The organism is Nitrosopumilus sp. Nsub, from assembly GCF_001541925.1.
In the GTDB taxonomy this organism is placed as follows: Archaea; Thermoproteota; Nitrososphaeria; order Nitrososphaerales; family Nitrosopumilaceae; genus Nitrosopumilus.
In genome coordinates, this window is record NZ_LQMW01000016.1 from 26587 (window position 1) to 37534 (window position 10948).

Here is a 10948-nt window from a genome sequence, read left to right on the forward strand (position 1 = left end):
GATAAGAATCTTTGTTCATAAGTAGAAACAGATTATTGAGAAATCCAATCAATTATTTTTTCACTTATTGATTGAATCATAGGCATTATAGTATCATTGATAGTTTGAGCAACTTCAGGAAAAGCAACTGAAAATATAATTCCAATAATTATCCCCATAATCAAAGAAATTTTACCCATTATCTTTGGGCACTACCATTATCACAAGTAATAAGGTTTGGTCAAAATCATATCAGATGAAAATAAAAAGAATACAAAAATCAGGAAAACATGAATTCATCAAATCACATCACAGTGTTTGAAAACAAAATTTCTCAATCCGTGCCAGAATATGAAAATATCAATAGAAATGGAGTAGTTGAGAATTAGACTAGATTATAGTAATTCTGTTTTGGCTTGAAAATTACAAATTGTTTTATCATATTTAGTAAAAATTCTTCAGATTCTTCTCTAGTTCCAAATAACAAAGGATATTTCTCCATAAAATCAAATAAAACATCTTGATTAACAGACAAATCATCATCGCCACGTATTTTTTTAAAAATATAAAATAATTTTTCTTTTTTATTATTAAGAGGAGTTATTCTATCAAAAGAATTTTTTGTTAGTAAACTGTGATCAACTTTTGGCGTATCAAGACCCAAAAATTTCAGAATTTCCTTATCAGTATCTTGTTTGATTAATTCATTTTTAACATTTTTACAGAATTGAACAAAATCTTTATTTTCATTTACGGGCAGATTAGATAAATCAATTAATTCTAATAATTTCTTACGATCTATTAACACAACATTTGTAATTTTAGCTAAATTTTTTGCAGAAGAAAGGAATTTGTTGTTAGTAATCACGACAGACATTTGAGAATTATATTTTCTTGAAGAATCCAATACTCTTTGAACAGAAGTAAAAGTCAATTCAGATTCTGAACGAGTAGTTTGGACTGCAATACGAAAGTTAGATTGTTGTAACATCATATCACATCCATATTTTTTTGAACGATTTGTTACAGTGGCAGAATAACCTAATTTTTCAAATAATTTGATTGTAAATTCTTCAAATTCACGACCAGAAGTATTATCAAGATTAGATAAATCATATAGTGAATCCATTGTATTTTGACTTATTAATAGCAATAAAAATTGATAATCAAATTGACAGAGATTCAACTAGAGGGTTCAGGAGGATGGATTAAAGCAGATCTTACGGATGAACAAGTAAAAGAATCAAAACTAGTTCCAAATATGGAAAAATATTTTCTAGGAAAACTTGAAAAACTGGATACAACAAAAATGAATAAACATTTTTGTAAACAATGTAATTCAGAATTTGATGGTCCTACCCAAATACAAATTGAAGAAAAACCAAACGAAGCAGTTGCAGATGGATTAATCCTCATAGAAAGAGGGCAATACACATGCCATAAATGCAATTCAATCATTGGAGAATACAGAGTATTTCAAAAAAGTGAATAAATAAAAAAATATTTTTCAAGATAGAACGTATTCAATAAATACTACAATTTTTCAGCAATATTATGGCAAATATGAAATGTGTATCATGTGGAATTAGTTTTTTCTCACCAATGGGATCAAACAAATGTTCTAGATGTGCAGGAAAAGAATCTCAGGGCAGTGAGGGACATGACTCTTGTGGCTGTGGCGGACACAATTGTTAATTCTTTTTTTCTTCAATCAAAAATATAACTAACAAAAAAAAGCAGAATTATGACAAAAACAGCATCAGAAATGAAAGAATTAGTAGAAGAATATATCAAAATTACCAACGTAAAATATGAGGATCAAACTGAAAAAATTAAACAAAAAAGTGATTTAGTAGATTGGCAATTTCATGTTGGAACAAATGTAATTGTAAGTAAAAATTCTAACAGAGAAGACAGAATTCATGTAAATGTCAACATGAGATTTCCTCCAGAGGATTCCAAATTATTAATTAGTAAAAATCCATCATTTTCAAAAACAATAATGGAAGTAAGTGAAATTTGCACAATTTGTAATATTGGGCATCAATGGATCAAAGATGGAGAAATAATAGCAGGTTTGGCGATATTTTCTCATATTGACGAACAAAATTTGAATAGAATTTCATTTCACAATGTATGGGATAATGTGGCCAGGGTATCAGGACACGTTCAAAAAATTCTACGTTCAAATTTTAGTAGTTTTTCATCAAAAAATAATTTAACAGATGAAACAACTGGAAAAACAATGTATGGGTAAATTCAAAATATAGATGTCTCACAGTGAACAGATTAATTCTACATTTGAAACGTTGGAGTTAATCAGTAGACAAAGTGCAACGTTCAGATAGAACAATAAAAGAAATCACTCACATACAAGTTTTAGAAAAATATGATGATGGGATTTTACGACAAAGGCAAGTACTTGACAAGGCCATGAGAGAAAGAATAACAATAGATAGACGAAATAAAACAGTAGGATTTGATCTGATTAAAAATTCCATATTTACAGGTTATTTTCTAAACAGAGTAAAGGATCAGAATGGAAAATTAACACTGATTTATGAGCAAAATTAGTTTCCAATAACACCACGAGATAGAAAATTAGAAACTAAATTTCCTCAAATTCTAATTAAAGGAATACAAGAAATGAAAGAACATGCAGAGAAACAACAGATTAGCAGAAAACATCACACTTTTTTCAAAAATGGAGGAATTTCAGAGCCAAACTATACATAGACAAATAAAAAAAGAACAAACGAATGATATCTTTTGAATATAGAATTTTAAGTGAATACAAAATAAAAATAGCAAAAATAGATACTTTAGTTAAATCAATTACCACCCATAGAGAACCAAAAAATACAGAATGTAAAGATGCATCCGAATTTTTAGATGTAATGATTAATGAGATAGACCAATTTTACAAAAACCATAGTGAAGTTTTATCAAAAAACGGTAAAAGACCACATGCACGATCACGATTACCTGAAAATAAAAAATGGTTAGAAAATATTGAAAAATTTTATGAGTTAAATCCTAAAAGAAGACCAAGAAAATAATCATTTTTAATTATTGTGGCAATTAATCCCAATCGATTTAGAATACCTAAAACCTATGGTAAATCATTAAAGTGAGACAAAAAATGGAAAAAATATTTTAGAATCTAAATTAAAATATTGAAAGATTTATGAGAAAAAATTAAATTTATTGAAGAAGTATCAAAAATTATGAAATAATAGTTGTTTTATAGTACAATTATTGAAAATTAATTAAGAGGTTAAAAATGGAAAAAAGTACTGTATTAGCCACAATTAAAAAAATTGAAAAATTAATTGATGAAAATTCAGGAGATACAGGAAGATTAGAACATATTGTAGATTTTCTAAAAAAGAAAAAACCACTTTACAATACAGATAGAATTTATTTAGAAAGTAAAATAAATTCAAAAATAATTTTTGAAGAAGAAAAACAGATTAAAAAAGAAAGTGAATCTGAACAAATCACAAAATTAATCAAATCAGGTAAAGGAGATCCTGGGAGATTAGAACATATTCAAACTATGTTAAAAAAACAAAAAAATCTCTATAAATCAGATAAACAATACTTGGAGAGAAATTTTGGGGTAAAAATTATTCAAGAACAAAAAGAAGAAATCAAAATTGAGAAAATAGAAAACAAAAGTAGGAGAGTCATGCCCAAAGGTTGGAAACCAATAGAACCAAATCAAAAATTAGAAAAAATTTCTGAAAAAATAAAAATAGAAGAAAAGGAAATAATGGAACAAAAAAAGAATTCAGAAAAAATAGATGAACAGAAAAATCAATTAAACAAATTAATGGAAGAACGAAAAAATAATGCAGAAAAATTAAGGGAAGAAAGACAAAGTATAGAGGCCAAAATCAATGATGAAAGAACATTAATTCAAAAACAAACCAAATTAACAGAGACCATAAATTTACAAAAAAAAGAATTGTCCAAAGTAAAAGATGAACGGGCAAAAATTTTAAAAAAAATTGATGTAGAAAAAGAGTTTATTTCTAAAGAATTAGAAGTGCAAAAAAATCAATTGATTCAAGCACAAGATGAACAAGCAAAAATTGAATCTGAAGTTAATGCAGAAAAATTGAAATTAGCAAAAATGGCTGAAGAGCAAAAAAAGAGATTAAGTGAACAATCAAAAATGGTTAAAGAAATTAATGACAAACAAATAGAATTAGAAAAAACAAAGAAAGAGTATGAGGAAATAATTTCACAAGTTAATGCAGAAAAACAAGAAATCAAACTTGCGGAAGAGTTGAAAAAAGAGATCAAGATAATAGAGAAGGATCTCAATAATTCAGTTAAAGAAAGACTAAAAGTTTCAAAAATCATATTAAAAGAAAAAAATAACATCAAAAATAGAACCAAAAAGGAGAAAATTGAAGCTAAAAAACAAGAAAAAGCTAAAAAACAGATCATCAAAGAAGAGAAAAAATTTGAAATTCTAGAAAGAAAACGTAAAAAAATAGATGAAAAAATAAAAGCTAAAAATCAAAAATTAAAGGAAAAACAAGATAAAATCAACAAAGAGATAGATAAAAAAGACAAAATTTTGAAAAAAATGTCTAAACAAAAAAAAGTTATCAAAAAATAACTAAATCAACTTAAAAAGAAAAAAATCTACAGTTGTAGAAATTTGTAATTTTTGAATGAATTCATTTTGAATTTAAGTTTTAAAAAATGTTGAAAATAATCAATATTGAAAAATATCAAGGTATTTTTAAAAGAAGAATGTAAAAATTATAGGTTTGCACGCCTGAGAAAAATATGTAATTTAACAATCAGTTATCTTACAGAAATTCTCCAGTGGCAACATTCGTTGCCACTGACATAATTTAATTAAAAATCATTAAGATTTTGATTCAGCATTAACTTTTCTTTGAATATCAATGATACATTGATGACAAATTATCGATTTTTCAGTCATATTGGAAATGACGTCGTTTTTTTGAAAATCAGAGTCAAAAGTAATTCCAATAACCAGCTTATTAGACCAAACTTCAAAATCCTGTTTCTTTTTTCCACAGACAAAACAATTCATAATTTTAGTAAATTCTATGATAACTTAAGGTTGACGATAACAAAATATTTCAAAATTAACATATTACATCTTTACAATGAGGCATCAAAAAATTTGTAATAATAAAACCACCAAAAATAATAATTCACAAAACAAGAGATAAACCAAACAACAAAGTTTTCTTGTTATCTAATTTCATCGCCACATTACACAAAAATGAAAGTATACAAATAATATGAGAAAGTTTTGCCAATGATAAAAAGTAAGAATTTTGATAAAAAATCAACTAAAGATCGTTGTTTAAACAAGAGACGAGATTATCACTATAATGACCATATTGTTCCATACAAGAAATTAACAAACGCTCCAATTCTTGTTCCTCAAAATATCCCAGATAATATTCAAATCCCACAGTTCCAATTACAATACTCATCAAAGCAATTATTGGAATGATCAGAATGATTCGCATATGAATTACATTTTAGATGGAGCAGCAATTCCAAGTAAATCTAATGCTTTTTCTAAAGTTAAATTAAAAGAATGAACTAAACATATTCGAGTAGATTTCAAGGCATCGTCATTTGAATCTAAAACTTTGACATGTTCATAAAAGGAATTAAAAGCAACAGCTAGGTCATGACAATATCTTGCAATTACTTTAGGTGCAAAATTATTCACAGCATCACGAACTTGCATATTGAAAAGACCAATTGTTTTTACTAAATCAATTTCAGATTTTTCTTGGAGTAGTGTAAAATCAACATCGAGGTTTGGGGAAATTCCAGATTTTTCCAAAATTCGGGATGCTCGGGCATAGGAATATTGAATATATGGAACAGTATCACCTTCCAGACTAAGAGATTTCGTTAAATCAAATGTAATTATTTTATCCAAATCTTGTTTAATCATTTCATAACGCAAAGTACCTATTGAAACAGATTGAGCAATTTGTTCAATTTCAGAGTCAATCATTTCAGGATTTCGTTTTTTTGTTTCCTCTGTGATTTTTTGTTTTAATAGATCACAAACAGAATCAGCACTAACATACAGACCTTTTCTACCAGACATCTGAGCTTGTTTACCATCAGTCTCCAATCCAAGAGTTTTTGCAGTATTTGCACTTAGTGTAACTGATTCGTAACCAAGATGGACATAACTTTCAGGAATTGAGTTAAATTTTTCCATTAAGTTAGTGATAATTTTTTGTAATCTTTCTTGACGAGAGTCAATTACAGTAACAACCTTTTGAGCAGTAAAATTTTGAGGAGGGTTTTTTGAATCAACCAAAGTTGTTTCCCAAAGGGTTTTAGATTTTGGTTGAAACGAAGGATATTTTTCATAATTAAACGGATCATCTAACAAACCCAATTTCCAAGCAGCATATGGGATATCTTTTGCAATATAAGTAGCAGTTCCATTACTTCGAACAATTACTTTATCCTCTTCTTTTCCATCACCACGGATTACCCAACATTGAGCATTTTTGCCATCATTTTCAAATTCTATGAGCCCCATTTCCTTGAGTTTTTCAAATATTTTTGACCACAATCCTGAGCGTATTATTTGAGATTCAAAATTTAAGCAATCATAAGATACGTTGAGATTCCAACAGGTTTGTAATTGACCAGCTAAAACTTTTCTTGTAATCAAATCACCAAATTTTGCAATTTCAGAATTCCCATCTTCAAGTTGTTTTAAAGTATTTTTTCTAACATCTTCAAGTGAAGGATCAAGTTCATATTTTTGAGTAGTTTTCACATAAACATCATCACCACAATAGTGATCAAACTTTTTTCCATTTGGAGGAGTCTCATCAAATCCAAGATGTTTGAATCCTACAATAATATCAGCAACTTGTAAACCAGAATCATCAATATAATTAAGAATTTTAACGTTATAGTTTGCCTTTTTTAAAATTCTGGAAACCGTATCACCAACAACAATATTACGAATATGACCAATGTGTAATGCTTTGTTAGGATTTACACTAGTATGTTCTACTACTATATCAGAATTTTTACCAATGTCAACATTACCAAATGTATCAAGATAAGATTCTGACAAAATCAATTTGCTTAATTTTTCCCAATTAGCAAAGAAATTCAGATATCCTGACGGATGTGCTTCAGTTTTAAAAACAAACAAACTAGAACATTGAGAATATTTTTCAGAGATGATTTGAGTAATTTCTTTAGGACTTTTTTTTAATTCTTTAGCAAGTAAAAATGCAATGTTAGAACTTACATCACCAAATCCAGGCTTTGCAACTTCTACAGAAAAAGAGATATCAGAAAGAGAAAGTTCTTGAAGAATTTTTTTCAGATTGTTTTCAATTTCATCAATTATTACTTGAAACGTCATACTATATTTCAAATAATTTAGGTGCTAATTTATCTAATGCTTCTAAAACACCATCACCACTACTTGCAGACACACGCATAGTAGCCTCAGATCGAACAAAATCAGAGGCATTACCCAATGCGATACTTGTTTTGGCTACTTTGAATAATGGAACATCAGTAGCACTATCACCAATGGCTATTACATCATCTTTTACCAAATTGAATTTCTTCATTAATTCGGTAAAACCAGTTCCTTTGTCTATTCCCTTAGAGTTTATGTGAATTGCATATTGACTATCAGAAAGACCAACATCAAGATTATGTTCAGAAAGAATTTTTTGAGCTTCATCCATATCAAATGTTCTTTCTAAAACAACTTCAGTTAATCTAGGAAATACAGGTTTTTTTTGTACTCCGTCAATACTATTTTTTATTATTTCAAATGCCTCATTACATTCTTCAAGATTGCCCAACAAAGTATGCTGATCAGCATCCAGTGCAATACAACCACCATTTTCACCAACTGCAATTTTTTTAGTTCCACCAAAAACTGAAAGTAGATATGCTTCAACAGAAGAACGTCCAGTTACATAAATTACATCATGACCCATGTTAGTCAATCTTCTTAAAGATTCTAATGCCCCAAGATGAATTCTACCACCACCATTTTCAGTAATTGTTCCATCAATATCTACTGCAAATGTTTTCTTTTTCATAAAAATCACTTTCTAAGACTAAATAATAATGGAGCGTATTCAATCAGAAAGATACATCAAAATTCTTTTTGAAATTTTAGAAGATATTAAAACACCAACCATACCCATCACAATTGCTGAAATTAGAGTATAAATCAAAACATTTTGAATCAATTCAAATTCACATACTATTAAAAAACAAAACAGATTTGAAGAATTACTAATTTTAAACATTTAAAATTAAATCTAAAATGATTTCTTCGAAAAATATTGCAAAGTGTACGGTTTTATTTGAAAAGAATAAAGAAAAAATGAACTGTATTGGGAATTCCTGAAAAAATTAAAGCCATTCAAGATGAAATGGCAAGAACTCAGATCAACAAAGCTACAGAGCATCACATAGGATTACTAAAAGCTAAAATTGCAAAATTAAAGAGAGAGCAAGAAGCAGACATCACCAAAAAATCAGGAATGAAGCAAGATGGATTTGATGTCAGGCGTACGGGTGATGCAACAGTAGTATTTATCGGATTGCCAAGTGTTGGAAAATCAACATTACTAAATAAAATGACAGGAGCCAAATCAACTGTTGGTGCATTTCAATTCACCACACTGACAGTAGTTCCAGGAATGATGGAATATAGAGGTGCAAAAATTCAGGTATTAGATCTGCCAGGAATCATTAAAGGAGCTTCAACAGGCAAAGGACTTGGAAAAAGAATTTTGTCAGTTGCAAGAACAGCAGATTTAGTATTATTGGTTTTAGATGTTTTTCAACCATATCACGAAGATGTTCTAACAAATGAATTAGGAAATATAGGAATTAGATTAAACCAATTACCACCAAACATAACAATAGAAAAAGCATCGATGGGAGGCATTGCAATTGCCCAACAAGCAAAGTTAACAAAAATTACAGAAAAACATCTCAAAGATATTTTACATCTTTATGGAATAGTAAGTGCAAGAGTTGTTGTACGAGAAGATTTGACATCAGAGCAATTAGCAGATTATATTGCAGGCAACATTAGTTATTCTAAAGCAATCACAGTTCTAAATAAAATAGACTTGGTGGATAAAGAATTTCTAAAAGATTTGAAAACAAAAATAAAATCAGATGTAATAGAAGTTTCTGCAAATGCAGATTTAAACATAGAAGTTTTAAAAGAAAAAATTTATGAGAAATTGAAATTCATTAGAATATACATGCGTCCAAAAGGCGGAGAAACTGATTTCAAAGAACCATTTATTGCAAGAGAAGGGGACACAGTAGAAGATATTTGTAATAAGATTCACAGAAGATTAAGAAGAGAATTCAGATACGGTTTAGTCTGGGGTAAAAGTGTAAAGTTTGGTGGACAAAGAGTAGGATTAACTCACATAATGCAAGATGAAGATGTTTTAACAATTATCAAAATCAAAGGCACAAGTTCTTAATAAAAAATAAAATTAGATCAAATAAAATAAAAATAAATCACAAAAAATAAGAAAAATGCAGAATAATGATCAATTACATGTACAAAAATGATCAATTACATGTACAAAAATTTCAAAAATAGATAAAAAATCAAAAAACAAATCAAAAATTAATTAAATAAAAAAATAAGCATAGAAAATATCGATCAGTAGTTTTTTCCAATGATCAAATTACTTCAATAATTGTAATCAAATTGTGTAAATTTTTTTAGTTTAACCACTGAAAAACAATGAAAATATCGATTTTAGCATGGCTACAAAAAGAAAAGCTGCAACTAAACGTAGATCAACTACAAAAGCAGCTCCAAAGAGAAAAGCTACTAAAAAAACTGCAACTAGAAAAGCAGCTCCAAAGAGAAAAACTGCAGCAAAACGCAAAGCAGCTCCAAAGAGACGATAATCTCGTTTGCAAATTAACAATCGTCATACAGACGACGAATTGTTTTCATTTTTCTAATGCTCTTAGTGAAAACTATCAATTTAAAAAATAAAATTTAAAAAATAAAATTTAAAAAATAAAATTTAAAAAATAAAATTTAAAAAATAAAATTTAAAAAATAAAATTTAAAAAATAAAATTTAAAAAATAAAATTTAAAAAATAAAATTAATACAAATAGCTCATTAGTTTAATTTGTTCTTCAGTATTAATGATTTCTTTTGTTGTCAAGATTTCTAAGAGTTCTTTGAAAATTGCTTTTTGTTCAGCAGACATTCCACCAGATGGACCTTTTTCTCCAGGCGGACCAGGTGGGCCTCTAGGACCAGCAGGACCAACAGGACCCTGACCACCTATTGGACCAGTTTCACCAATTGAACCTAGTGGACCAGTTGGGCCACGTTCACCTTGAGGGCCTTGAATACCTTGTGGGCCTTGTGGGCCTTTTTCTCCAGATGGACCAGTATTTCCACGTTCACCTTGTGTTCCTTGAGGGCCTTGTGGGCCTTTGTCACCAGGCGGACCAGTTGCACCAGTATTTCCTTTTTCTCCTATAGGACCTAGTGGACCTTTGTCACCTTTTTCTCCTTGTGGACCAGGAACACCAGTTAATCCTTTAGATCCAGCAGGACCTTGTGGGCCTTGTGGGCCTTTTTCTCCAGTTGGACCTTCAGGTCCTTTACTACCTTTGTCACCAAGAGGACCGGGTGGACCTAGTGGACCTTTGTCACCTTTTTCTCCTTGTGGACCAGGAACACCAGTTAATCCTTTAGATCCAACTGGGCCTTGTGGGCCTTGTGGGCCTTTGTCACCGGTTAGACCTTCTGGTCCTTTACTACCTTTGCCGCCACTTGTCTAGTGGAATGTCATTGTCTTTGGGACAGTGCTTGAGCTCACTTCCGGAGAACCTATTCTTACGTCTACCACTCCTGCTGTACAACGTGTATAGACTCCCATCTA

The 10948-nt window shown here is 29.4% G+C and carries 15 protein-coding genes; 10 read left to right on the forward strand and 5 right to left on the reverse strand.

Annotated elements, in window-relative coordinates; all coding sequences use genetic code 11:
- Window positions 1–32: 32 nt before the first annotated feature.
- Together AW732_RS08530 and AW732_RS03090 are read right to left on the reverse strand one after the other, a co-directional pair.
- Window positions 33–179 carry a hypothetical protein gene (locus AW732_RS08530; protein WP_156416058.1) on the reverse strand — a complete coding sequence of 49 codons (147 nt, stop codon included), beginning with the start codon at window positions 177–179 and terminating at the stop codon, window positions 33–35.
- Between the two features lie 185 nt (window positions 180–364).
- On the reverse strand, window positions 365–1108 hold the full coding sequence (locus tag AW732_RS03090; RefSeq protein WP_067958362.1) for a restriction endonuclease: 744 nt from the start codon (window positions 1106–1108) through the stop codon (window positions 365–367).
- 42 nt (window positions 1109–1150) lie between these two features.
- On the opposite strand from AW732_RS03090, the gene AW732_RS03095 reads away from it, so the two are divergent.
- From AW732_RS03095 to AW732_RS03115, 5 genes are all read left to right on the forward strand, one after another.
- Window positions 1151–1471, forward strand: coding sequence for a hypothetical protein (locus tag AW732_RS03095; RefSeq protein ID WP_067958408.1), 321 nt, complete (start codon window positions 1151–1153; stop codon window positions 1469–1471).
- Window positions 1472–1723: 252 nt separating this feature from the next.
- A complete protein-coding gene (locus tag AW732_RS03100) occupies window positions 1724–2236 on the forward strand; it encodes a hypothetical protein (protein ID WP_067958365.1) in 513 nt (170 codons plus the stop codon).
- A 74-nt stretch (window positions 2237–2310) separates the two neighbouring features.
- The gene (locus AW732_RS03105) at window positions 2311–2553 is read left to right on the forward strand and encodes a hypothetical protein (protein WP_067958368.1); all 243 of its coding nucleotides are present in this window, start codon (window positions 2311–2313) and stop codon (window positions 2551–2553) included.
- Window positions 2554–2738: 185 nt separating this feature from the next.
- Window positions 2739–3038, forward strand: a complete 300-nt coding sequence (locus AW732_RS03110; RefSeq protein WP_067958371.1) for a hypothetical protein — start codon at window positions 2739–2741, stop codon at window positions 3036–3038.
- Between the two features lie 224 nt (window positions 3039–3262).
- A complete protein-coding gene (locus AW732_RS03115; protein WP_067958374.1) occupies window positions 3263–4612 on the forward strand; it encodes a hypothetical protein in 1350 nt (449 codons plus the stop codon).
- 255 nt (window positions 4613–4867) lie between these two features.
- On the opposite strand, the gene AW732_RS03120 is transcribed toward AW732_RS03115, so the two are convergent.
- On the reverse strand, window positions 4868–5059 hold the full coding sequence (locus tag AW732_RS03120) for a hypothetical protein (RefSeq protein ID WP_067958379.1): 192 nt from the start codon (window positions 5057–5059) through the stop codon (window positions 4868–4870).
- A gap of 231 nt (window positions 5060–5290) precedes the next feature.
- Between AW732_RS03120 and AW732_RS03125 the strand changes: the two genes are divergently transcribed.
- Window positions 5291–5491, forward strand: a complete 201-nt coding sequence (locus tag AW732_RS03125) for a hypothetical protein (RefSeq protein WP_067958381.1) — start codon at window positions 5291–5293, stop codon at window positions 5489–5491.
- Window positions 5492–5512: 21 nt separating this feature from the next.
- Here AW732_RS03125 and argS read toward each other — a convergent pair whose 3' ends face one another.
- Both argS and AW732_RS03135 read right to left on the reverse strand, forming a co-directional pair.
- A complete protein-coding gene (gene argS, locus AW732_RS03130; protein ID WP_067958384.1) occupies window positions 5513–7399 on the reverse strand; it encodes an arginine--tRNA ligase in 1887 nt (628 codons plus the stop codon).
- 1 nt (window position 7400) lies between these two features.
- Entirely contained in the window at window positions 7401–8096 is a 696-nt protein-coding gene (locus AW732_RS03135; protein WP_067958388.1) for a phosphoglycolate phosphatase, read from the reverse strand.
- Between the two features lie 300 nt (window positions 8097–8396).
- Between AW732_RS03135 and AW732_RS03140 the strand changes: the two genes are divergently transcribed.
- The 4 genes from AW732_RS03140 to AW732_RS08855 all read left to right on the forward strand — a co-directional run bounded on the left by AW732_RS03140 (window position 8397) and on the right by AW732_RS08855 (window position 10847).
- Window positions 8397–9512 carry a GTP-binding protein gene (locus tag AW732_RS03140; RefSeq protein WP_067958391.1) on the forward strand — a complete coding sequence of 372 codons (1116 nt, stop codon included), beginning with the start codon at window positions 8397–8399 and terminating at the stop codon, window positions 9510–9512.
- A gap of 289 nt (window positions 9513–9801) precedes the next feature.
- A complete protein-coding gene (locus tag AW732_RS08695) occupies window positions 9802–9951 on the forward strand; it encodes a hypothetical protein (protein ID WP_172790384.1) in 150 nt (49 codons plus the stop codon).
- Between the two features lie 248 nt (window positions 9952–10199).
- On the forward strand, window positions 10200–10337 hold the full coding sequence (locus AW732_RS08850) for a hypothetical protein (RefSeq protein WP_216634407.1): 138 nt from the start codon (window positions 10200–10202) through the stop codon (window positions 10335–10337).
- Between the two features lie 159 nt (window positions 10338–10496).
- The gene (locus tag AW732_RS08855) at window positions 10497–10847 is read left to right on the forward strand and encodes a hypothetical protein (RefSeq protein ID WP_067958395.1); all 351 of its coding nucleotides are present in this window, start codon (window positions 10497–10499) and stop codon (window positions 10845–10847) included.
- The last annotated feature ends 101 nt before the right edge of the window (window positions 10848–10948 follow it).

Coding starts and splice junctions, on each gene's coding strand:
- AW732_RS03135 (WP_067958388.1), bottom strand. CDS start 8,096: ATGAAAAAGAAAACATTTGCAGTAGATATTGATGGAACAATTACTGAA.
- AW732_RS03120 (WP_067958379.1), bottom strand. CDS start 5,059: ATGAATTGTTTTGTCTGTGGAAAAAAGAAACAGGATTTTGAAGTTTGG.
- AW732_RS03090 (WP_067958362.1), bottom strand. CDS start 1,108: ATGGATTCACTATATGATTTATCTAATCTTGATAATACTTCTGGTCGT.
- AW732_RS03110 (WP_067958371.1), top strand. CDS start 2,739: ATGATATCTTTTGAATATAGAATTTTAAGTGAATACAAAATAAAAATA.
- AW732_RS03100 (WP_067958365.1), top strand. CDS start 1,724: ATGACAAAAACAGCATCAGAAATGAAAGAATTAGTAGAAGAATATATC.
- AW732_RS03125 (WP_067958381.1), top strand. CDS start 5,291: ATGATAAAAAGTAAGAATTTTGATAAAAAATCAACTAAAGATCGTTGT.
- AW732_RS08850 (WP_216634407.1), top strand. CDS start 10,200: ATGATTTCTTTTGTTGTCAAGATTTCTAAGAGTTCTTTGAAAATTGCT.
- AW732_RS08695 (WP_172790384.1), top strand. CDS start 9,802: ATGGCTACAAAAAGAAAAGCTGCAACTAAACGTAGATCAACTACAAAA.
- argS (WP_067958384.1), bottom strand. CDS start 7,399: ATGACGTTTCAAGTAATAATTGATGAAATTGAAAACAATCTGAAAAAA.
- AW732_RS08530 (WP_156416058.1), bottom strand. CDS start 179: ATGGGTAAAATTTCTTTGATTATGGGGATAATTATTGGAATTATATTT.
- AW732_RS03115 (WP_067958374.1), top strand. CDS start 3,263: ATGGAAAAAAGTACTGTATTAGCCACAATTAAAAAAATTGAAAAATTA.